This window comes from Pseudomonas sp. G5(2012) (assembly GCF_000408945.1).
GTDB classification, from domain to species: Bacteria; Pseudomonadota; Gammaproteobacteria; order Pseudomonadales; family Pseudomonadaceae; genus Aquipseudomonas; species Aquipseudomonas umsongensis.
The window spans coordinates 1-21,323 of the sequence record NZ_APIO01000116.1 but is presented as its reverse complement, the minus strand read 5'-3'; the positions used below and the strand labels follow the sequence as shown (position 1 = coordinate 21,323).

The 21,323-nt window shown below is 60.6% G+C and carries 19 protein-coding genes; 11 read left to right on the top strand and 8 right to left on the bottom strand.

What is annotated here, in order from left to right:
* The first annotated feature begins 284 nt into the window (after nucleotides 1–284).
* From PG5_RS28090 to PG5_RS28075, 4 genes are all read left to right on the top strand, one after another.
* A complete protein-coding gene (locus PG5_RS28090; protein WP_008061778.1) occupies nucleotides 285–653 on the top strand; it encodes a hypothetical protein in 369 nt (122 codons plus the stop codon).
* 113 nt (nucleotides 654–766) lie between these two features.
* The gene (locus PG5_RS28085; protein ID WP_020800469.1) at nucleotides 767–1,234 is read left to right on the top strand and encodes a glycine zipper domain-containing protein; all 468 of its coding nucleotides are present in this window, start codon (nucleotides 767–769) and stop codon (nucleotides 1,232–1,234) included.
* 106 nt (nucleotides 1,235–1,340) lie between these two features.
* A complete protein-coding gene (locus tag PG5_RS28080) occupies nucleotides 1,341–1,559 on the top strand; it encodes a hypothetical protein (protein ID WP_020800468.1) in 219 nt (72 codons plus the stop codon).
* Between the two features lie 613 nt (nucleotides 1,560–2,172).
* Complete coding sequence (locus PG5_RS28075) at nucleotides 2,173–2,868, top strand: HAD-IA family hydrolase (RefSeq protein WP_020800466.1); 696 nt, start codon at nucleotides 2,173–2,175, stop codon at nucleotides 2,866–2,868.
* Between the two features lie 114 nt (nucleotides 2,869–2,982).
* On the opposite strand, the gene PG5_RS28070 is transcribed toward PG5_RS28075, so the two are convergent.
* Nucleotides 2,983–3,729 (bottom strand): 3-oxoacyl-ACP reductase family protein, encoded by a 747-nt coding sequence (locus PG5_RS28070; RefSeq protein WP_020800465.1) that lies wholly within the window; start codon nucleotides 3,727–3,729, stop codon nucleotides 2,983–2,985.
* A 125-nt stretch (nucleotides 3,730–3,854) separates the two neighbouring features.
* On the opposite strand from PG5_RS28070, the gene PG5_RS28065 reads away from it, so the two are divergent.
* Nucleotides 3,855–4,778, top strand: a complete 924-nt coding sequence (locus tag PG5_RS28065) for a LysR family transcriptional regulator (protein ID WP_020800464.1) — start codon at nucleotides 3,855–3,857, stop codon at nucleotides 4,776–4,778.
* A 117-nt stretch (nucleotides 4,779–4,895) separates the two neighbouring features.
* Here the strand turns inward: PG5_RS28065 and PG5_RS28060 are convergent, their stop codons facing one another.
* The 3 genes from PG5_RS28060 to PG5_RS28050 form a co-directional block, all read right to left on the bottom strand.
* A complete protein-coding gene (locus tag PG5_RS28060) occupies nucleotides 4,896–5,624 on the bottom strand; it encodes an aspartate/glutamate racemase family protein (protein WP_020800463.1) in 729 nt (242 codons plus the stop codon).
* 56 nt (nucleotides 5,625–5,680) lie between these two features.
* Entirely contained in the window at nucleotides 5,681–7,222 is a 1,542-nt protein-coding gene (locus PG5_RS28055) for an NCS1 family nucleobase:cation symporter-1 (protein ID WP_020800462.1), read from the bottom strand.
* 575 nt (nucleotides 7,223–7,797) lie between these two features.
* Nucleotides 7,798–8,532, bottom strand: coding sequence for a phosphoadenylyl-sulfate reductase (locus PG5_RS28050; RefSeq protein ID WP_020800460.1), 735 nt, complete (start codon nucleotides 8,530–8,532; stop codon nucleotides 7,798–7,800).
* Nucleotides 8,533–8,695: 163 nt separating this feature from the next.
* Between PG5_RS28050 and thrH the strand changes: the two genes are divergently transcribed.
* Nucleotides 8,696–9,313 (top strand): bifunctional phosphoserine phosphatase/homoserine phosphotransferase ThrH, encoded by a 618-nt coding sequence (gene thrH, locus PG5_RS28045; protein ID WP_020800459.1) that lies wholly within the window; start codon nucleotides 8,696–8,698, stop codon nucleotides 9,311–9,313.
* 112 nt (nucleotides 9,314–9,425) lie between these two features.
* Here thrH and pabB read toward each other — a convergent pair whose 3' ends face one another.
* From pabB to PG5_RS28025, 4 genes are all read right to left on the bottom strand, one after another.
* Nucleotides 9,426–10,769, bottom strand: a complete 1,344-nt coding sequence (gene pabB / locus PG5_RS28040) for an aminodeoxychorismate synthase component I (protein WP_020800458.1) — start codon at nucleotides 10,767–10,769, stop codon at nucleotides 9,426–9,428.
* Between the two features lie 205 nt (nucleotides 10,770–10,974).
* Entirely contained in the window at nucleotides 10,975–11,961 is a 987-nt protein-coding gene (locus tag PG5_RS28035) for an alpha-L-glutamate ligase-like protein (RefSeq protein ID WP_020800457.1), read from the bottom strand.
* Nucleotides 11,961–13,496: an inactive transglutaminase family protein gene (locus PG5_RS28030; RefSeq protein WP_033044105.1), complete on the bottom strand. Its 1,536-nt coding sequence runs from the start codon at nucleotides 13,494–13,496 to the stop codon at nucleotides 11,961–11,963. Before PG5_RS28030 ends, PG5_RS28035 begins: the two co-directional genes overlap by 1 nt.
* A gap of 5 nt (nucleotides 13,497–13,501) precedes the next feature.
* On the bottom strand, nucleotides 13,502–14,038 hold the full coding sequence (locus tag PG5_RS28025; protein ID WP_020800455.1) for an ATP-dependent zinc protease: 537 nt from the start codon (nucleotides 14,036–14,038) through the stop codon (nucleotides 13,502–13,504).
* Nucleotides 14,039–14,340: 302 nt separating this feature from the next.
* On the opposite strand from PG5_RS28025, the gene PG5_RS28020 reads away from it, so the two are divergent.
* The 5 genes from PG5_RS28020 to prpF all read left to right on the top strand — a co-directional run bounded on the left by PG5_RS28020 (nucleotide 14,341) and on the right by prpF (nucleotide 21,263).
* The gene (locus tag PG5_RS28020; RefSeq protein ID WP_173667179.1) at nucleotides 14,341–15,057 is read left to right on the top strand and encodes a GntR family transcriptional regulator; all 717 of its coding nucleotides are present in this window, start codon (nucleotides 14,341–14,343) and stop codon (nucleotides 15,055–15,057) included.
* Nucleotides 15,054–15,944 (top strand): methylisocitrate lyase, encoded by an 891-nt coding sequence (gene prpB / locus PG5_RS28015; RefSeq protein ID WP_020800453.1) that lies wholly within the window; start codon nucleotides 15,054–15,056, stop codon nucleotides 15,942–15,944. Before PG5_RS28020 ends, prpB begins: the two co-directional genes overlap by 4 nt.
* Before the next feature lie 160 nt (nucleotides 15,945–16,104).
* Nucleotides 16,105–17,232 (top strand): 2-methylcitrate synthase, encoded by a 1,128-nt coding sequence (gene prpC, locus PG5_RS28010; protein WP_020800452.1) that lies wholly within the window; start codon nucleotides 16,105–16,107, stop codon nucleotides 17,230–17,232.
* Between the two features lie 189 nt (nucleotides 17,233–17,421).
* Nucleotides 17,422–20,016 carry a Fe/S-dependent 2-methylisocitrate dehydratase AcnD gene (acnD, locus tag PG5_RS28005; protein WP_020800451.1) on the top strand — a complete coding sequence of 865 codons (2,595 nt, stop codon included), beginning with the start codon at nucleotides 17,422–17,424 and terminating at the stop codon, nucleotides 20,014–20,016.
* Between the two features lie 56 nt (nucleotides 20,017–20,072).
* Nucleotides 20,073–21,263: a 2-methylaconitate cis-trans isomerase PrpF gene (gene prpF / locus PG5_RS28000; protein ID WP_020800449.1), complete on the top strand. Its 1,191-nt coding sequence runs from the start codon at nucleotides 20,073–20,075 to the stop codon at nucleotides 21,261–21,263.
* Nucleotides 21,264–21,323: the final 60 nt, after the last annotated feature.

Genomic DNA, 21,323 nt, shown 5'->3' with positions numbered 1-21,323 from the left:
CCGTCCCCTATGCCGATGCCCGGAATCTGAACGAATATTTAATTTGGAAAGTTTTCACAAACTTTTCACAAGGCCCTACGTAGGCTCAAACCATCCGTTAGACGCAACACCCTGCCCGTTCCCCAGCGGGCTTTTTTTTGCCTGCGATAAAACCTTTTCCAAAAAAGCTGTCCAACCGTCGCGAACAACGAGGTTGAGCGCGCGCATGTCTGGACTTTGTTCCCTCTAAAGCATTCAATCTCGACCCTTTTGAATTTCACCCCCTATTTTTTGAGGTTTTCGTCATGCGTTTCACACTGCCTGCTCTGGTTCTGGGTCTTCTGGTTACTCAAGGTGCAATCGCCGGTGACGGTACAGCCGCCCTTGGTGGTGGCCTGGGTGGTGCGCTGGGTAATGTCGTTGGCCGAAGCATGGGCGGCAGCACCGGTGCCGCGATTGGTGCGGGGGTTGCGGGTGCAGCCGGCAGCGCGGTTGCCGCCAAGAAAGGCCACCGTACCAGTGCCGCCATCGGTGGTGGCGTGGGCGCTGCCGGTGGTTCGGTGATCGGCAACAGCCTGGGCGGCAAGACCGGTTCGACCATCGGCGCAGGCCTGGGTGGCGCCTTGGGCGGCGGCGTAGGCAGCAACCTGGCCAACGGTCACAAGCGTCACTGATACCCCAAGGGTCGTGAACAAAAGCCCGGCTTGATGCCGGGCTTTTGCGTTTTTGAACGTTTATGGAATTAACGGCTCCAATTCACATACCCCCGATAAATAAGAGGCGTGCCATGACCCCGAAAACCCAAGGTAATGAAGTGCAGTACCCGAGTACTCGACGCTTGACGTTACCGGCAATTGTTTTTGGATTGTTGTTTACACCATTCGCACTGGCTGCAGGCGATGGTACCGCAGCCGTTGGCGGCGGTATTGGTGGTGCGCTGGGCAACGTGGTAGGTGGACAAATGGGCGGCAGCACGGGCGCTGCGATTGGTGCCGGCGTCGGTGGCGCCGCCGGTAGCGCGATCGGTGCGCCCAAGGGTAGTCGCACCGAAGCGGCGGTAGGCGGTGGCTTGGGTTCAGCCGGCGGTTCAGTGATCGGCAACAGCCTGGGTGGCAGGACCGGTTCGACTATTGGCGCAGGCCTGGGTGGTGCAGCCGGTGGTGCGGTCGGCAACAACCTGGGAAGCGACGATGGCGACTCCCACTCCGGCGGCGGTCACAAACATAAGCACAAACACAAGAACAAACATCACTGACGGATTCGATCGGCAAAATAACCGATAGTCTCCCTGATCGAACCTGACGATCGACGCTGCCTCCAACGGTCAGGGCCTGCCTTTCAGGTCCGTTGCGAGGTGCTCCATGAACGCAGATCCGAAAATCGCCGACATCGACGAAACCCCCGAATACCCCCTGCCTTCACCTACCGATTCCCTGAGTCGCGATCAGCGGCCTCCCGATGACGAGCCCGGTGTCGAGCAGGTCCCCAACGATGACCTCAAGCGCACGGATTCTGATGTCGAAGTCGACCCGGACGATCCGGACATCGCCGGTGAGGACGCATCCGGCGAGCCGAGCTGACCGACCTCTGGCGCGAGACCGCCTGTCGAATGAGTGGCAACCCTGCCGATGCACTGCTGCCAGACTCAAGGTATGCAACGGGTAAAAGGAGACGTCCATGATCAGGTCAAGCGTGTTGGCCCTGGCAGTGGCTAGTCTGTTATCGATCGGTTCAGGCGTGGCATTTTCACAATCCTCAGGTAACGACGCGCCCGTCGATAAGGGCGGTATGCCGCCGTCTACTGAAATGAATGCAGGCTCTGGAACTGAGAACGCATTACCGCCTGGCGCCATCAGGAATGGCAATGCAGGCGATGCCAATGGGAGCACCACCCGCCCGGAGACGGGAAGCGGGTCGACCAGCGGTGGCAGTTCGACGGGGAGCGCTTCTGGCAATGGGTCTGGAGGATCAGATAGTGCTGCCAAAAGTAGTGGGACAGGCAAGGCGGGCGGTTAGCCTGGCATAAATCAACAGCGCGTAAAGCTGTCCGGGCCCGGCGATTTGCCGGGCTTTTTGCGTCATGCGCCCGTTGCTCTTGGCCACGGCTGCTCGTTATGCTGCTGAAACCTTTAACCTGTCGAGGACCGGCCGTACCAGAGCCGCCTGGGATGTCATGAAAACGGATCAGATGCGATGAATTCACCGCTCAAGAAGTTCGGCCCGATCAAGGCCGTGATTTTCGATATGGACGGCTTATTGCTGGACACCGAGGGGATTTACACCGAAGTCACGGCCACGATTGCCGCGCGCTATGGCCGAACGTTCGACTGGAGCGTCAAGCAGAACATCATTGGCCGTGGTGCAGGTGACCTGGCGAGTTATGTGGTGCAGGCGCTGGACTTGCCGATCAGCGCCGAAGAGTTCCTGGTGATTCGCGAGCCGCTGATGCGCGAGCGTTTTCCTGCGGCGCAGGCGATGCCGGGAGCACAAGAGCTGGTTCGGCACTTGAAGGCGCACAACATTCCTATTGCGGTGGGAACCAGTTCCTCAAGCCAGTCGTTCGGCCAGAAAACCACCTTGCATCGCGACTGGTTCGCCTTGTTCGACTTCATCGTCACGGCTGATGATCCAGAAGTCGGCGCGGCCAAACCGGCGCCGGATATCTTCCTGACGGCGGCACGACGCCTGGGTATCGAGCCACGCGATTGCCTGGTGTTCGAGGATTCGCCGTTCGGTGTCACGGCGGCCAAGGCGGCGGGGATGACGGCGATTGCGATTCCGGATGCGGCGATGGCCGATGAAAAGTACGCACACGCCGATGGCATTCTTCGAACGCTGAAGGCGTTCGTGCCGAGCGCCTGTGGCTTGCCAGCACTCGATTGGGCCTGATGATCAAAATTTGTAGGAGCGAGCATGCTCGCGATGAGCCTGAGAGCGCCGCTGGGTGTCAGGTTTCCCTCGTCATCGTTGACGACCATCGCGAGCATGCTCGCTCCTACAGGGTCAAGCGCCAAAACCACCGTCGATGGTCAGGCTCGCACCGGTGATGTAGCCCGCTTCGGGACCGACCAGGTAGGCGACGAAACTGGCGATCTCTTCGACTTTGCCGTAGCGCCCCACTGCCATCAGCGGGATCAGGCTGTCGGCGAAGTCGCCGTGGGCAGGGTTCATGTCGGTATCGACCGGGCCCGGTTGCACGTTATTGATGGTGATGCCCTTGGGGCCGAGGTCGCGGGCCAGGCCCTTGGTCAGGCCAACCAGCGCCGATTTGCTCATGGCGTACGGGCCACCACCCGCGAAGGGCATGCGGTCGGCATTGGTGCTGCCGATATTGATGATGCGACCGCCTTCGGTCATGTGCCTGGCGGCAGCCTGGGTGGCAATGAACACGCTGCGTACGTTGATCGCCAGGGTCTGGTCGAAGTCTTCGAGCTTGAAGTCTTCCAGCGGTGCGACGGCCAGCACACCCGCGTTGTTAACCAGGATATCCAGCTGGCCAAACGCTTCTACGGTTGCCGTCACGGCGTTGCGAATGGCCTCGGCGTCAGCGCTGTCAGCCTTGATCGCCAGGGCTTTGCCGCCGCCTTGGGTGATGCTGTTCTGCAGTTCTTCGGCCTTCGCCGTGGAGCTTACGTAGGTAAAGGCGACTGTCGCGCCTTCAGCGGCCAGGCGTTTGACGATGGCAGCGCCGATGCCGCGGGAACCGCCTTGGATCAAAGCCACTTTGCCGCTGAGGTTCTGAGTAGTCATATCGATCTCCAAAGTCCCGAGGCGAGATGTCCCGGTTGATGGAGCCTAGTATCGATTCACGATTACAAGCTGAGTAGACAGCAATTGCGATAGTCTGTGTAAACCATAAGTTTATAATGGCTCCTATGGAAACCTTCAGCAGTATCGAATGCTTCGTGCGCAGTGCCGAGGTGGGCAGCTTTGCCGAAGCCGCGCGACGCTTGAGCCTGACCCCGGCGGCAGTCGGCAAGAGCGTGGCCAAACTGGAAGTGCGGCTGGGGGTACGCTTGTTTCAGCGCAGTACTCGCAGCTTGACGCTGACCGAGGCCGGGCAGCTGTTTCTGAGCGAAGTCAGTGCCAGCCTGCACACGATCCAGAATGCCGTGGCCAATCTGGCCAGCGCCGAGGGTCGTCCCGCGGGCACTTTGAAGGTCAGCATGGGCACCGTCTTCGGGCGTCTATACATCGTGCCGTTGCTCGGGGAGTTTTTGCGGCGTTTTCCAGCGATCAGCCCGGACTGGCATTTCGATAACCGTCAGGTCGACCTGATCGCCCAAGGCTTCGACGCCGCGATTGGTGGCGGGTTCGAGCTGCCCCAAGGGGTGGTGGCGCGCAAGCTGACCCCGGCCCATCGCGTGTTGGTAGCTTCGGCCGGTTACCTGGCGGCACATGAAGCGATTGTCGAGCCCGATGATCTCAAGCTTCACGACGGCATCCTCATTCGCTCACCGCAGACCGGCCGCGTGCGCTCCTGGCAGTTGACCAGCCGCACCCGACAACACAGCCCGCTGACGCTCAGGGCGCGGATGACCATGAGCGATTCGGAGGCGGCCTGCGCCACGGCGGTCCAGGGTTTGGGCATTGCCCTGGTGAGCATGCCGTTTGCCGTGGGGTATCTGGAGGCGGGGACGCTGGAGCGGGTGCTGCCGGACTGGTATGTCGATGATGGCAATATTTCGATCTATTACGCCGAGCACAAACTGCTGCCGGGCAAGACCCGGGCGTTTGTGGATTTTATTATCGAGCAGTTTGCCGGGCAGGGGTTGGGGCAGCGTTTTAGTGCTATTTGAGTCAGGCTTGAAACCGAGTCGCCCCCATTCGCGAGCGGGCTCGCTCCCACAGGGGAGTTTTGTACGCCGCGGAACCAATGTGGGAGCGAGCCTGCTCGCGAAGAACGATAACGCGGTTTACCTGCCAAATCGCCCCGGCCAGCCAATGATTTTTTTCGGCCGCGGCGTCGCATAGGTCCGCACCTTGGACGTCGACAACCCCAGCCGCACCAGCGATTCGGCGATGGTCACCGCCGCCGTCACACCATCGATTACCGGAACGCCTGTGCGCTGGCGAATCTGCTCGTCCAGCCCGGCCATGCCACCGCAACCCAGGCAAATCACTTCGGCCTTGTCCTGGGTTACTGCCAGTTCAGCCTGATGCACGATGGCCTCCAGTGCGCGTTGCGGCTCGTGTTCCAGTTCCAGCACCGCCAGGCCGCTAGCTCGCACCGAGGCACAACGGTCCCAGAGCCCCGACAGTTTCAGGCGATCTTCGATCAGAGGAACGGTGCGGTCGAGGGTAGTGACGACCGAGTAGGCATGGCCGAGAAACATCGCGGTGCTCGCTGCCGCATCGGTGATGTCCACCACCGGTACGTTGAGCAATTCCTGCAGGCCTTCGCGACCGTGTTCGCCATAGCCTGCTTGAATCACGGCATCGAAGGGCTGGTCGTAGGCCATGACCCGATCCATCACCGCAATGGCGGCCAGGTAGCTTTCGAAGTTGCCTTCGATCGAGTCGGCACCGAAGTAGGGCGTCAGGCCAACGATTTCCGTGCCGGGCGCAGCCACGGCCTGGGCCGAACGGGCAATGGCCTGGGTGATGGATTCGGTGGTGTTGACGTTGACCACGAGAATACGCATGGGGATTCCTTATAGCGGGTGGTTCAGCGGCCCGACGCTGCCGGGCCGCGATGGAGTCAATGGCTGACGTTGTCCACGGCGATGGCTTCACCGCTGACGTCGGCGTAGTGAGGTTGGCGCTTGGCGATGATCAGGTAGAGCATCCCGGCAATCCCGGCCCCAATCAGCCAGGAGAACGGCGACACCAAGTGGAAGCCCGGTACCAGCGCCAGGACGATGGCGATCAGTGCGGCAGGAATGAATGGCGCCACGGCGCGCAGGTTGACCCCGCGGCTGTAGTAATAAGCACCGTTCGGGTCTTCGCTGTACAACTGCGGCACGTTGACCTGGCCTTTTCGTACAAGCCAGTAGTCGACCATGATCACGCCATACAGCGGGCCGAGCAGGGCGCCAAGGCCGGAGAGGAAGTAGACGATCACCAACGGGCTGTTATAGAGGTTCCACGGCAGGATCAGCACGGCGATGGTCGCGCTGATCAGCCCGGCACGACGGAACGTCAGGTATTTGGGCGCCAGGTTGCTGAGGACAAAGGCCGGGGCGACGAAGTTGGCCATGATGTTGACCGCTACGGTAACGATCAGGAACGCCAGGCAGCCCAGGACCAGGAAGAAAGTGTTGGGGATCGAGGCGATGATCTCTGTAGGACTTTCAATAATGCGGCCATTGATCTGGAATTGCGCGCCACACAGCAGGACAGTGATGGCAGCGAATACCAGAATGTTCACCGGCAGGCCCCAGAAGTTTCCGACCTTGATGGTCTTGCGGCAGGGCGAAGAGCGGGCGAAGTCGCAGAAATTGAGGATCAGCGTACCGTAGATCGCCAGCCACAATGCACCGCCGGCAAAGATGTTGCGCCACATCTCGCCGCCGCTCAGCGGCTCGCGGATCGACCAGGCGATGGTCGCATTGGCCTGAAAATACATCCAGGCGGCCAGGGCGGCGACGGTCAGCAGGATCACCGGCCCGGCAAAGGCTTCATAGCGCCGCACCATTTCCATGCCGTAGGCAAGGATGCCCAATTGCACCAACCAGATCGCCACGAAACACACCCAGCCCAGGCTGGACAGGCCGAGGATCGAATCGTGGTCGTACTCGGCGAACCCGGGATGGATGGCGGTCAGCAGGACGCGGAACACAACCGAGGCCAGGTACGTCTGGATGCCGAACCAGGCGATGGCGATCACGGCGCGGATCAGGGCAGGAATCTGCGCGCCATGGATGCCGAAACTGATGCGGCTGATGACCGGAAACGGCACGCCGGTCTTCTGGCCCATGTAGCCCGACAGGTTCATGAAGCAATACACCAGCGCCGCGCCGATGCCCAGCGACAGGAGAATCTGCCAGCCGCCCAGGCCCAGGGCGTAAAGGCCAATGGCAAACGAGTAGTTGGCGATGTTATGCACATCGTTGGTCCATAACGCGAAGATGCTGTAGCGACCCCAGCGCCGGCCTTCTGCCTTGGTCGGGGCCAGGTCTTTGTTGTGCAGGCGGGGGCTGAGCACGACAGGGGGTTGCAGTGGCTGCCCAAGGTCGGTCTGGGTGACGTGGGAAGAAGGTAGATCCAGCGCAATATCGTTGGTGGAGAGACTTGTACGCATTCCGGCAGGCTCCTGATGTTCGACGCCGCGATGACTGTGCATGAGCGCAAGGCTCGACAAATCTTCGTCGCGGGTAGCGAAAACCATTGGTTATGGGGCATCTGCAGCCTGTACGGGATAGGGCGCTTCAGGCTTGCGGATCTGAGTGTTTTTATGTTTTGAGGTGATTGTATACAAAACATGTATGCACTTAAGCGAGATGCGTGCCAGTCTTGAATCTATGGATTTGGTTGCTCATTTCGTTTTGTTATCAGCGGGTGCTAAACCGCTGAAAAACGGGTGATATAAGTTGACCGATTGCGCAGGTATTTATTTTTTCGGAGGGGGCTACAAAAAGCTGTGGCGAGGGTTGTCAGGCAGGGAAATGTAACTTTTTAGGGCGAAGAAACAAAAAGTGCACACAAAAATGACACCGATGGTGACAGTGGTGTGTACACATTTTCAGGGCTGATGTTGACACCTGTGGGAGCTGGCTTGCCCGCGATTGTCTTCAACGATAACGCAGGGTGCCTGATACACCGCGGCGTTCTCACGTTTTTCGCGAGCGAGCTTGCTCCTACAGGTGGGTATCGCTGTTATGACTTGCTGATGATATTGCCGGCATGCAGCCCGCATTCCTTCTGCGTGGCCTCTTCCCACCACCAGCGACCTTCACGCTCGTGCTGGTTTGGCAGTACCGGGCGGGTGCACGGCTCACAGCCAATGCTGATGAACCCGCGTTCGTGCAGGCTGTTGTACGGCAGTTCCAGCATCCGGATGTAGCCCCAGATTTCCTCGCTGGTCATCTGCGCCAGCGGGTTGAACTTGTACAGGGTGCGTTCCGGGGTAGAGAACGCGGTGTCTATTTCCATCACGGCCACAGCGCTGCGCGTGCCAGGGCTCTGGTCGCGGCGCTGGCCGGTAGCCCAGGCCTTCACGCCAGACAGCTTGCGACGCAGCGGCTCGATCTTGCGGATGTCGCAGCATTCGCCATGGCCGTCCTTGTAGAAACTGAACAGGCCTTTTTCCTTCACGAACGGTTCAAGCTTGGTGTGATCCGGGGACACCAGTTCGATATCGATCTTGTAATGCTCGCGCACCTGATCGATGAAGCGGTAGGTTTCGGGATGCAAGCGGCCAGTGTCGAGGCTGAACACTTTGACGTTCTTGTTCAGCTTCCAGGCCATGTCCACCAGCACCACGTCCTCGGCGCCGCTGAAAGATATCCACAGATCATCGCCGAACTCGGCAAAAGCGAGTTTCAGGATGTCCTGGGCGGATTTGTTGGCATAGGTCGTGGCGAGTTCCACGACGTCGAACGTTGGGCTCATCAGGGCGGCTTCCTACAGGTCGGTGGCGCTGGGCGCTCTATATGGGGCCGATGGTAACAAAAAGCTGCGCTGGCCGGGGCGTCCTCTGCGTTGCGTGGTGGGGGAGTTGTCGCTAGAGTTCGGGCTCGCTCGACTCAATAAACAATACCAATGGGAGTGTCTTGTGGAAATTGCCTGTCTGGATCTTGAAGGTGTGCTGGTCCCGGAAATATGGATCGCCTTCGCCGAAAAAACCGGGATCGAATCCCTCAGGGCCACCACCCGGGACATTCCCGACTATGACGTGCTGATGAAGCAGCGCTTGCGGATTCTCGATGAACACGGCCTGAAACTCGCCGACATCCAGGAGGTGATCGCCACGCTCAAGCCGCTGGACGGTGCCGTCGAGTTCGTCGATTGGCTGCGCGAGCGCTTCCAGGTGGTGATTCTGTCGGACACCTTCTACGAGTTTTCCCAGCCGCTGATGCGTCAGCTCGGCTTCCCGACCTTGCTCTGCCATCGTTTGATTACTGACGATACCGGCCGGGTGACGGGCTATCAGCTGCGTCAGAAAGATCCCAAGCGCCAGTCGGTGCTGTCCTTCAAGAGCCTCTACTACCGGGTGATTGCAGCGGGCGATTCCTACAACGACACCACGATGCTGGGTGAGGCGGACGCCGGGATTCTGTTCCATGCGCCGGACAATGTGATCGCCGAGTTCCCGCAGTTCCCGGCGGTGCATACCTTTGAAGAGCTGAAGCAGGAGTTCATCAAGGCTTCGAATCGTACCTTGAGTTTGTAGTCGTTCTTCAGGACGCCTTCGCGGGCAAGCCCGCTCCCACAGTGTTTTTTCGTCGGTCACAAAATCTGTGAACAACCATTAACCTGTGGGAGCGGGCTTGCCCGCGATGTTTTTAGAGGTTCTGGAGGGTATCGAGCAGCACCTTCACCTTGGTGATCGATTCCTGATACTCGGCCTGCCACTCGGAATCGGCGACGATTCCGCCACCGCCCCAGCAACACACCTGCCCATCCTTGACCAACAGGCTGCGGATGGCGATGGAGCTGTCCATCTCGCCGCGCACGTCCAGATACAGCAATGAACCGCAGTACAGCCCGCGTCGGGTGGGTTCCAGCTCGTCGATGATCTGCATCGAGCGAATTTTCGGCGCACCGGTAATAGAGCCGCCCGGGAAGCTGCCGGCGATCAGGTCCAGCGCATCGCGATCATCTGCCAGTTCGCCGGTCACGCTGCTCACCAGGTGATGCACATTGGGGTAGCTTTCCAGGCTGAACAACTCAGGCACTCGAACCGAACCGGTGCGGCAGGTGCGACCGAGGTCGTTGCGCAACAGGTCGACGATCATCAGGTTCTCCGCACGGTCCTTGGGGCTCGCCAGCAGTTCGGCGGCGTTAGCCGCGTCCTCCGCAGCGCTAAGGCCGCGCGGGCGTGTGCCTTTGATCGGACGGGTCTCAACATGGCGTTCGCTGACTTTGACGAAACGTTCCGGTGACAGGCTCAGCACCGCGCCGCCGTCGGGCAGGCTCTGGAAGCCGGAAAACGGAGTGGGGCAAGCCAGTCGCAACGCGCAATACGCCGTCCATGGATCACCTTGGCAGGGTGCACGGAAACGCTGGGCGAAGTTGACCTGATAGCAATCGCCTGCCTGGATGTATTGCTGGATGCGCTCGATTGCCTGGCGATACTGATCAGCGTTCAGATCGGCATTCATCGGCGCTTGCAGCTTGAACGGCTCGACCGCTTCAGCGGCGGGCTGGCTGAACAGCTGGATCAGGCGTTGGCGCTCGCTGTCGGCCAGCGTTGGGTGAAACACCAATTGGCTGGTGGCCTGGTGGTGATCGCTGATCAGCGCCCAGTCGTACAGGCCGAAGCGCGCATCGGGTAACTGCAGGTCATCCAGAGCCTGGCTCGGCAGGTTTTCCAGGTGGCGGCCGAAGTCGTAGCTCAGGTAACCGATCAAGCCGCCCGCGAACGGCAGTTCATAAGGTGCAGGCAGCGATGCTTCGCCCAAGCGTGTCAGATTGTCCCGAAGGCGTTGCAGGAAATCGCTGCCGCGTTCGTCAGGCGCTACGGCCAGTTGTTCCAGCGGCCAGGCGCTGAGCAAGTCAAAGCGCCCGCGCTCGGCGCTGGGGCGGCCGCTGTCGAGCAGCACGGCACCTGGGGCATGACGAATGGCCGCGAAGTAGTCGGCAGGGTTGGCGCGATAGGGCAGCGGGTGTACGGAGCAGGTCAGCATGGGCGGGTTGGATCAGCCATCGAGGCGGGGTGGCGATTGTAGTCCCCTCGGGGAATTGCTCCTAGAGGGGATTGGCAGATTGGAGGCAGGCATGGCTACTGTGGAATCTGGCAGATTGTATTCGCGAGCAGGCTCGCTCCCACAGGGTTCAGCGCAATACTTGTGGGAGCGAGCCTGCTCGCGAAAGACACACCTGGGTTCTGGATCAACCCTCGACCGGTGGAATATGCCCGAACATCTCCTGCACAAACGCCACTCGCTCTTCGACGGTTTCGCTGACGCCGCGTGCTTTCAAGTCTTCCAGCCGCGCCTCGACCGCATGGGTGCGCAATGTCAGGCCGCAATCATTGGCAATCTGGATATTCAAGCCAGGTCGGGCGTTGAGCTCGAGGATCAGTGGGCCTTTCTCCTGGTCCAGCACCATGTCGACACCGATGTAGCCCAGCCCGCACAGTTCATAGCAACCCGCGGCGAGTTTCATGAAACCGTCCCAGTAGGGCAGTTGTACGCCATCCACCGCGTTGGTGGTGTCCGGGTGTTTGGCGATGATGTTGTTCAGCCAGGTGCCGCGCAGGGTCAGGCCGGTGGCCAGGTCGACACCTACGCCGATGGCGCCCTGGTGCAAGTTGGCCTTGCCGCCGGACTGACGGGTGGGCAAGCGCAGCATGGCCATGACCGGATACCCCATCAACACGATGATGCGGATGTCCGGCACACCTTCATAGCTGATGCTCTTGAAGATCTGGTCCGGGATCACCCGGTATTCGATCAGTGCACGGTCGCGATGCCCGCCCAGGGAATACAGGCCGGTCAGGATGCTGGAAATATGGTGCTCGAGCTCTTCGTGGCCGACGATCTTGCCGGACACCGTGCGATAGCGGCCCTCGAAGCGGTCGGCGATGACAATGATGCCATCGCCGCCGGCGCCTTGGGCCGGCTTGATCACGAAATCGGTGTGCCCGTCGATGATCTCGTCGAGCTTGTCGATTTCCTTTTCGGTCGATATCACCCCATACAGTTGCGGCACATGGATGCCGGCGGCGATGGCACGTTCCTTGGTGATGATCTTGTCATCGACGATCGGATACAGGCTGCGCTTGTTGTACTTGAGCACGTAGTCCGCGTTACGCCGATTGATGCCCATGATGCCCCGGGCTTCCAGGGCTTTCCAGGTCTTCCAGAAGCCGAACATCAGGCGTCAGCCTTCTTCAGGAAAGCCTTGAAACGCACCAGCTCGGTCAGGCGGTAGCCGCGATAGCGACCCATGGCCAGCATGAAGCCCACCATGATCAGCAGGATCGCCGGGAAGGTGAACACGAAGTACACCAGCTCTGGAATGGTCATGATCAGGTGCGCCAGCGTCGCGGCGAACAGGGTGCCGATTGCCACTTTCATGGCATGGCTGGCGCCACGTTCCTCCCAGGTGATCGACAGGCGTTCGATGGTCATGGTCAGGATCACCATCGGGAACAGCGCCACCGACAGCCCGCGCTCCAGGCCGAGCTTATGGCTGAACAGGCTGATGGCCGCGATCAACACCACGACGAACGTCAGCACCACCGACAGCCTTGGCAGCATTTGCAGTTTCAGGTGCTCAAGGTAAGAGCGCAGCGACAGCCCCAGCGCCGTGATGATGGTAAACAGCACGATACCGAAGCCGAGCTGGGTCTCGCGGAAGGCCAGGGCGATCAGCACCGGGGTAAAGGTGCCGAGGGTCTGCAGGCCGATCAGGTTGCGCAGGACCAGGATCACCAGCACGCCGATCGGGATCATCACCATGATCATGAAGGTCTGCTGGGTTTGCAGCGGCAAGCCGTACAGCGAGTACTCGAGGAAATTGGCGTCGGTGTTCTCGTCGGTCAGCTTGGCCAGGCGAATGGCGTTCATCTCGCTGTTGTTCATGCTGAAGGTCACAGTGGCCTTCTTGCCGCCATCGACGGTGATCAGGTTTTCGTCGCCGGTCCACCACAGCAGGCGGTCGGTCGGCAGGCCCTGTTCGCCGGTTTCCGGGTTGAAGTACAGCCAGTCGGTGCCATTGAAGCTGCGCAGCCAGAGCTCCGGGGTTTGCGGCTGGTCGGCCACCAGGCGAATGGTGTGGACCTTTTCCACCGGCACGTGGGCGATGGACAGCAGCAGCTCGACGATCTTTGCCTTGTGGGCCGGTGTCGGGTCGCCGGCCAGGAGCATCTTGGCGTTGTCGTCGTTGCTGTTGTTGACCCGCTTGATCGCTTCGCTGATGAAGGTCTCGACATCGGCCGAGTGTTGGCGAATCGGCGCCAGCAGCGCTTCGGCGGCGAGTTTTTCAGGGCCTTCCACGGCAATGCTGTCGCGGAAGGTCGGCCCCTTGATCTTGGCTTTTTCGGCGGTGTAGCGCTTGGTCAACACCAGACGGTAATAAAGGGTCTGGTTGCCTTTGGCCCGGCGCGCCGACCACGTGACCTTGCGGTTGCCGTCGACTCGGTTCACGGCCACGCCGTAATTATTTGAAATAAAGCTTTCGTTGAGACTCACGTAATCGCGGCTCAACGGTGGCACGAACATCTGGATCTTGACTGGGTCCTTGGCACTGGCGACGAACTCGACCTTGGCGTCGATGTTCCACAAGTCGTCGGTGGCGTCTTCCGTCACGGGAATGCCGAGTACGAAGATCTGGTAGGCCGTGACTGAAATGCCCAATACCACCAGGATGGCGATCAACATTTTCAGATGAAGGGTAAGAGAGCGCATTTAAATTACTCGGCGGTATGAGCGTCGGCGGCGCAGGCGGGTTTGCCGGCAGCGTATTTAAGACTGGGGTCGACCAGCGCATCGAAGCGTTTGAGTGCTTCGGAGCCGATCAATAGCGGGTATTGGAACGCGCTACGGTCGGTCAGGTTCACTTCGATGCTACGTAAAGCTGAACCCATGCAGATATCCAGCTCGATCACCGGTCGGGCAGTGTACTTCTTGCCCTCTTCCGGGTCGTAGTCACCGGCCCGGCGTTTGATCTTGCTGACGCGGGCCAGCGGTCGTTCGATCGGGTGCGAATGGGCGGTGTCGATGGCCAGGTAGAAGCGCACCCAGGACTCGCCATTGCGTTTGAAGCGCTTGATGTCGCGGGCGCTCAAGGATGCGGTTTTTGCCCCGGTGTCGAGTTTGGCGGCCACTTCGAGGTCGATGCCGCCCAACGAAGCATATTCATTGAGGCCGTACACGGTCTTGTCCCCGGCAGCAGCGAACCCGGGCAGGCAAAGAAGAAAAAGGAAGATCGGGAAGGGCTTGAGTCTCATAAATCCTGGTGCGCAGCGGTCTGTTCTTTAATTCAAGACCCTGGCATCGCTGCGCAAGCTCCTCGTATGCCTATCAGCTATTTATGACAAGCCGTGCAGATGTCACAAACAAATGCGGGCGGCATTCTAGCACGGCAGGTTGATGGCGCCAGCGCTGGCGGGCGGCTGTGAATCGAGGGCACTGCTTTGTTATGGTGCAGGAGGTTATTAGACGATTGTCGACAATATCTAATTATCCTTTGACTGTGGCGGCAGTTTTGGTTAATTTTTGCCGCACTGGCTTTCAAGGTGTCGACAATATGCTGGATCAACTGGCTCCCCCGCTTACCGTTCAGGATGACTCGGAAACGCTTTCCGAAAACGTCTTCCGACGCATTCAAGCGGCCATCGTCAAGGGTGAGATCGCCCCGGGCAGCAAAATCTCCGAGCCCGAGCTGGCCCGTACCTACGGCATCAGCCGTGGCCCGTTGCGCGAAGCCATCCACCGCCTGGAAGGCCAACGCCTGCTGGTGCGCGTGCCACACGTCGGAGCACGGGTGGTGTCGCTCAACCATGCCGAGCTGGTGGAGCTCTACGAAATCCGCGAATCCCTCGAAGGCATGGCCTGTCGCCTGGCCGCCGAGCGCATGAGCGTCGAGGAAATCGATGAGCTGCGCCGGGTCCTTGAAACCCACGAACGCGATGAGGCCTTCCAGGCTGGCCGCGGCTACTACCAGCAGGAAGGCGATTTCGACTTCCACTACCGGATTATCCAGGGCAGCGGTAACCGCACCCTGACGCAAATGCTCTGCGGCGAGCTGTATCAATTGGTGCGCATGTACCGCATCCAGTTTTCCACCACGCCCAATCGCCCGCACCAGGCCTTTGCCGAGCACCACCGAATTCTCGATGCCATCGCCGACCGTGACGGTGAACTGGCCGAGTTGTTGATGCGCCGTCACATCGGCGCCTCCAAACGCAACATCGCCCGTCATTACCAGGACGGCGCTAACCCGACAGCCAAACGAGGTGAGTCATGAGTTTGAACAAGAGCACTCCAGGCCAGCGTTTCCGCGATGCGGTCGCCAGCGAGCATCCATTGCAAGTGGTCGGCGCCATCAACGCCAACCACGCCCTGCTGGCCAAGCGTGCCGGTTTCAAGGCGATCTACCTGTCGGGTGGCGGGGTGGCTGCTGGCTCCCTGGGCGTGCCGGACCTGGGCATCACCGGCCTGGATGACGTGCTGACCGACGTGCGTCGCATCACCGACGTCTGCGACCTTCCGCTGCTGGTGGATGTGGACACCGGTTTCGGTTCCTCGGCGTTCAACGTCGCCCGTACCGTCAAGTCGATGATCAAGTTCGGTGCGGCGGCGATTCACATCGAAGACCAGGTTGGCGCCAAGCGTTGCGGTCACCGTCCTAATAAGGAAATCGTGACCCAGCAGGAAATGGTCGATCGCATCAAGGCGGCCGTCGATGCCCGTACCGATGACAGCTTCGTGATCATGGCCCGTACCGACGCCCTGGCAGTGGAAGGCCTGGAATCGGCACTGGATCGCGCCGCCGCGTGCATCGAGGCCGGCGCCGACATGGTGTTCCCGGAAGCCATCACCGAACTCGAGATGTACAAACTGTTTGCCAGCCGTGTGAAAGCGCCGATCCTGGCCAACATCACCGAATTCGGCGCGACGCCGCTGTACACCACCGAGCAACTCGCCGCTGCGGACGTGTCGCTGGTGCTGTACCCGCTGTCGGCCTTCCGCGCCATGAACAAGGCTGCGGAAAATGTCTACACCGCGATCCGTCGCGATGGCACGCAGGCGAATGTCATCGACACCATGCAGACCCGCATGGAGCTTTACGATCGCATCGACTACCACACCTTCGAGCAGAAGCTCGATGCGTTGTTCGCCGCGAAAAAATGAAGATCAAAAGATCGCAGCCTTCGGCAGCTCCTACCTCGGCCGTGATCCTCTGTAGGAGCTGTCGAGTGCAACGAGGCTGCGATCTTTTCGGCATCACCCGAATAACCTGATGAAGCACAATTTGCCGATTCCCTAACAAAATTAAAAACTGGAGGCAGAAATGGCCGAAGCAAAAGTACTCAGTGGCGCCGGGCTCCGTGGCCAGGTTGCCGGGCAAACCGCTCTGTCCACCGTAGGCCAGTCGGGCGCAGGCCTGACCTACCGCGGCTATGACGTACGCGAACTGGCGGCTGACGCACAGTTCGAAGAAGTTGCCTACCTGCTGCTGTACGGCGAACTGCCGACCAAGGCGCAACTGGCCGCCTACATCACTAAATTGAGCAAGCTGCGTGACCTGCCGCAAGCGCTCAAGGAAGTGCTGGAACGCATCCCCGCCGACGCCCACCCGATGGACGTGATGCGCACCGGCTGCTCGTTCCTGGGCAACCTGGAGCCAGAGAAAGACTTCTCCGAGCAGCACGACAAGACTGACCGCCTGCTGGCTGCATTCCCGGCGATCATGACCTACTGGTATCGCTTCAGCCACGAAGGCAAGCGCATCGAATGCGTAAGCGACGAGCAGTCCATCGGCGGTCACTTCCTGCACCTGCTGCATGGCAAGAAGCCGAGTGAGTTGCACGTCAAGGTGATGAACGTTTCGCTGATCCTCTACGCGGAGCACGAATTCAACGCCTCGACTTTCACCGCGCGCGTGTGTGCCTCGACCCTGTCCGACCTGTATTCGTGCATCACCGCGGCGATTGGCTCGCTGCGCGGTCCGTTGCATGGCGGCGCCAACGAAGCGGCGATGGAAATGATCGAGCGCTTCAGCTCGCCGGAAGATGCGATCAAGGGCACCCTCGGCATGCTCGAGCGCAAGGACAAGATCATGGGCTTCGGCCACGCGATCTATAAGGACAGCGATCCGCGCAACGAGGTGATCAAGGGCTGGTCGAAAAAACTCGCCGACGAAGTGGGCGATAAAGTGTTGTTCCCGGTCTCCGAAGCCATCGACAAGACCATGTGGGAGCAGAAGAAGCTGTTCCCTAACGCCGACTTCTACCATGCCTCGGCGTACCACTTCATGGGCATCCCGACCAAGTTGTTCACACCGATCTTCGTCTGCTCGCGCCTGACCGGCTGGGCGGCCCACGTGTACGAACAGCGTGCCAACAACCGCATTATCCGTCCGAGCGCCGAATACGTCGGCGTTGAACAGCGCAAGTTCGTGCCAATCGAACAACGCTGAATGGTGGAGGCCTGATCACCCGGAACCTGTAGGAGCCGAGCTTGCTCGCGATGACGGACTGACATTCAACAATGATGTCGACTGTTACACCGCTATCGCGAGCAAGCTCGGCTCCTACAGGGATCGGGTTGAATTCGAGCCAAGTACCAGGCCCCACCCTTTGAAACTACCGTGACCGAGTCCTGACCGATGAACACAGAATTCCGTAAATCGCTGCCCGGCAGCCACCTGGATTACTTCGACGTCCGCGCGGCGGTCGAGGCCATCCAGCCCGGCGCCTATGACACCCTGCCGTACACCTCCCGCGTGCTGGCGGAAAACCTGGTGCGTCGCTGTGACCCGGCCACGCTGACCGAATCCCTGAAGCAATTCATCGAGCGCAAGCGCGACCTCGATTTCCCCTGGTTTCCGGCCCGTGTGGTGTGCCACGACATTCTTGGCCAGACCGCGCTGGTCGACCTCGCCGGCCTGCGTGACGCTATCGCTCTGCAAGGCGGCGACCCGGCGCAAGTCAACCCGGTGGTGCCAACCCAACTGATCGTCGACCACTCCCTGGCCGTCGAACGCGGTGGCTTCGATCCGGAGGCGTTCGAGAAGAACCGCGCCATCGAAGACCGTCGCAACGAAGACCGTTTCCACTTCATCAACTGGACCAAGAAGGCGTTCAAGAACGTCGACGTGATCCCGCCGGGCAACGGCATCATGCACCAGATCAACTTGGAGAAAATGTCTCCGGTGATCCAGGTGCGCGACGGCGTGGCGTTCCCTGATACCTGCGTCGGCACCGACAGCCACACTCCGCACGTCGATGCGCTGGGCGTGATCGCCATCGGTGTCGGTGGCCTGGAAGCGGAAAGCGTAATGCTCGGCCGCGCCTCCTGGATGCGCCTGCCGGAAAGCGTCGGCGTCGAGCTCACCGGCAAACTGCAGCCGGGCATCACCGCCACCGACATGGTGCTGGCGCTGACCGAGTTCCTGCGCAAGCAAAAAGTCGTCGGTGCCTGGCTGGAGTTCTTCGGCGAAGGCGCCGCGGCCCTGACCCTGGGCGACCGCGCGACCATCTCCAACATGGCCCCGGAATACGGTGCCACCGCGGCGATGTTCTACATCGACCAGCAAACCATCGACTACCTCAAGCTCACCGGCCGTGAAGACGATCAGGTGCAGCTGGTCGAGAACTACGCCAAGACCACGGGCCTGTGGGCCGACAGCCTGAAAGGCGCGCAATACGAGCGCGGCCTGACCTTCGACCTGTCCTCGGTGGTGCGCAACATGGCCGGCCCGAGCAACCCGCACGCCCGTGTGGCGGTGTCGGACCTGGCGGCCAAAGGCATTTCCGGTCAGTGGGACGATGTACCCGGCCAAATGCCGGACGGTGCGGTGATCATCGCCGCCATCACCAGCTGCACCAACACCAGCAACCCGCGCAACGTGATCGCTGCCGGCCTGCTGGCGCGCAACGCCAACAAGCTGGGCCTGACCCGCAAGCCATGGGTCAAGTCGTCCCTGGCACCGGGCTCGAAAACCGTCGCCCTGTACCTCGACGAAGCCGGCCTGACCGATGAGCTGGAGCAGCTTGGTTTCGGCGTCGTGGCCTTCGCTTGCACCACCTGCAACGGCATGTCCGGCGCACTGGACCCGGTGATCCAGCAAGAGATCATCGACCGCGACCTGTACGCCACCGCCGTGCTTTCGGGCAACCGCAACTTCGACGGGCGGATTCACCCGTACGCCAAGCAAGCGTTCCTGGCTTCGCCGCCATTGGTGGTCGCTTACGCCATCGCTGGCACCATCCGCTTCGACATCGAAAAAGACGTGCTGGGCGTGGTCGATGGCAAGGAAATCCGCCTGAAAGACATTTGGCCGAGCGACGAAGAAATCGATGCCGTGGTGAAAGCCTCGGTGAAGCCGGAGCAGTTCCGCCAGGTCTACATCCCGATGTTCGCCATCCACGAAGACACCGGCCCGAAAGTCGCGCCGCTGTATGAATGGCGCGAGATGAGCACCTACATCCGCCGTCCGCCGTACTGGGAAGGCGCACTGGCCGGCGCGCGTCCGCTCAAGGGCATGCGCCCGCTGGCGGTGCTGCCGGACAACATCACCACCGATCACCTGTCGCCGTCGAACGCGATCATGCTCGACAGCGCCGCTGGCGAATACCTGGCGAAAATGGGCCTGCCGGAAGAGGACTTCAACTCCTACGCGACTCATCGGGGCGACCACCTGACCGCGCAGCGCGCGACCTTCGCCAACCCGAAACTGTTCAACGAAATGGTTGTGGAAAACGGCAAGGTCAAGCAGGGCTCCCTGGCCCGTGTCGAGCCGGAAGGCAAAGTGATGCGCATGTGGGAAGCCATTGAGACCTACATGGATCGCAAGCAGCCGCTGATCATCATCGCGGGTGCCGACTACGGTCAGGGTTCATCCCGCGACTGGGCAGCCAAAGGCGTGCGGCTGGCGGGTGTGGAAGCGATCGCGGCCGAAGGTTTCGAACGTATCCACCGCACCAACCTGGTGGGCATGGGCGTGTTGCCACTGGAGTTCAAACCGGGCACCAACCGTCACACCCTGGCCATCGACGGCAGCGAAACCTACGACGTGATCGGCGATCGCACCCCACGTGCCGAGCTGACGCTGGTGATCCATCGCAAGAACGGCGAGCGCGTCGATGTGCCGGTGACCTGCCGCCTCGACACCGCTGAGGAAGTGTCGATCTACGAGGCCGGTGGAGTGCTGCAACGCTTTGCCCAGGACTTCCTCGAAGAATCGGCGGTTGCCGTTTAACACACGCTGCATGGACACGGGACTTTGAGTCCCGTGTCTGTTTTGAAGGAGCACTCATGTCTCACGCACCGCAAATCAAAATTCCCGCCACCTACATGCGCGGCGGCACCAGCAAAGGCGTGTTCTTCAGCCTCAAGGACCTGCCCGAAGCGGCACAGGTCCCAGGCCCGGCTCGCGATGCATTGCTGCTGCGCGTGATCGGCAGCCCCGATCCCTACGACAAGCAAATCGACGGCATGGGCGGCGCGACGTCCAGTACCAGCAAAACCGTAATCCTGTCGAAAAGCACCAAGGCCGATCACGACGTCGACTACCTGTTCGGCCAAGTGTCGATCGACAAGCCATTCGTCGACTGGAGTGGCAATTGCGGCAACCTGACCGCTGCAGTCGGCTCGTTCGCCATCAGCAATGGCCTGGTGGACGCCAGCCGCATCCCGCACAACGGCATCGCCGTGGTACGCGTATGGCAAGCCAACATCGGCAAGACCATCATCGCCCACGTGCCGATCACCAACGGTGAAGTGCAGGAAACCGGCGATTTCGAACTCGACGGCGTGACCTTTCCAGCGGCGGAAGTGCAGGTCGAATTCCTCGATCCGGCAGCAGAGGAAGAGGGCGGTGGGGGTTCGATGTTCCCTACCGGCAATCTGGTGGATGACCTGGAAGTGCCTGGCGTCGGGACCTTGAAGGCAACCCTGATCAACGCGGGCATCCCGACCATTTTCGTCAATGCCGAAGACATCGGCTACAAGGGCACTGAGTTGCAGGGCGCGATCAACGGCGATCCAAAAGCATTGCTGATGTTCGAAACCATTCGTGCCTACGGCGCACTGCGCATGGGCCTGATCTCCAACATCGACGAAGCGGCCAAGCGCCAGCACACGCCGAAGGTGGCGTTCGTCGCCAAGCCTGCGGACTACGTGTCGTCGAGCGGCAAAGCGGTTGCGGCGGGCGATGTCGACCTGCTGGTGCGCGCGCTGTCCATGGGTAAGTTGCACCACGCGATGATGGGCACGGCGGCAGTCGCCATCGGCACGGCAGCAGCGATTTCCGGGACGCTGGTGAACCTCGCGGCAGGCGGTGTAGAACGCAATGCGGTGCGCTTCGGTCACCCTTCAGGCACCTTGCGCGTCGGCGCCGAGGCCAGCCAGGTGAACGGTGAGTGGACCGTGAAAAAGGCCATCATGAGCCGCAGTGCGCGGGTGTTGATGGAAGGTTTTGTCCGCGTGCCAGGCGACTCGTTCTAACTCACACAACCCCCTGTAGGAGCTGCCGCAGGCTGCGATCTTTTGATCTTGATCTTAAAA

Excerpts from the sequence above, each read along its gene's own strand:
- prpC (WP_020800452.1), top strand. The coding sequence starts at position 16,105 with ATGGCCGAAGCAAAAGTACTCAGTGGCGCCGGGCTCCGTGGCCAGGTT.
- PG5_RS28080 (WP_020800468.1), top strand. The coding sequence starts at position 1,341 with ATGAACGCAGATCCGAAAATCGCCGACATCGACGAAACCCCCGAATAC.
- PG5_RS28030 (WP_033044105.1), bottom strand. The coding sequence starts at position 13,496 with ATGCGCTCTCTTACCCTTCATCTGAAAATGTTGATCGCCATCCTGGTG.
- PG5_RS28075 (WP_020800466.1), top strand. The coding sequence starts at position 2,173 with ATGAATTCACCGCTCAAGAAGTTCGGCCCGATCAAGGCCGTGATTTTC.
- PG5_RS28070 (WP_020800465.1), bottom strand. The coding sequence starts at position 3,729 with ATGACTACTCAGAACCTCAGCGGCAAAGTGGCTTTGATCCAAGGCGGT.
- prpF (WP_020800449.1), top strand. The coding sequence starts at position 20,073 with ATGTCTCACGCACCGCAAATCAAAATTCCCGCCACCTACATGCGCGGC.
- PG5_RS28025 (WP_020800455.1), bottom strand. The coding sequence starts at position 14,038 with ATGAGACTCAAGCCCTTCCCGATCTTCCTTTTTCTTCTTTGCCTGCCC.
- PG5_RS28055 (WP_020800462.1), bottom strand. The coding sequence starts at position 7,222 with ATGCGTACAAGTCTCTCCACCAACGATATTGCGCTGGATCTACCTTCT.
- PG5_RS28050 (WP_020800460.1), bottom strand. The coding sequence starts at position 8,532 with ATGAGCCCAACGTTCGACGTCGTGGAACTCGCCACGACCTATGCCAAC.
- acnD (WP_020800451.1), top strand. The coding sequence starts at position 17,422 with ATGAACACAGAATTCCGTAAATCGCTGCCCGGCAGCCACCTGGATTAC.
- PG5_RS28060 (WP_020800463.1), bottom strand. The coding sequence starts at position 5,624 with ATGCGTATTCTCGTGGTCAACGTCAACACCACCGAATCCATCACCCAG.
- PG5_RS28065 (WP_020800464.1), top strand. The coding sequence starts at position 3,855 with ATGGAAACCTTCAGCAGTATCGAATGCTTCGTGCGCAGTGCCGAGGTG.
- prpB (WP_020800453.1), top strand. The coding sequence starts at position 15,054 with ATGAGTTTGAACAAGAGCACTCCAGGCCAGCGTTTCCGCGATGCGGTC.
- pabB (WP_020800458.1), bottom strand. The coding sequence starts at position 10,769 with ATGCTGACCTGCTCCGTACACCCGCTGCCCTATCGCGCCAACCCTGCC.
- PG5_RS28090 (WP_008061778.1), top strand. The coding sequence starts at position 285 with ATGCGTTTCACACTGCCTGCTCTGGTTCTGGGTCTTCTGGTTACTCAA.
- PG5_RS28085 (WP_020800469.1), top strand. The coding sequence starts at position 767 with ATGACCCCGAAAACCCAAGGTAATGAAGTGCAGTACCCGAGTACTCGA.
- PG5_RS28035 (WP_020800457.1), bottom strand. The coding sequence starts at position 11,961 with ATGTTCGGCTTCTGGAAGACCTGGAAAGCCCTGGAAGCCCGGGGCATC.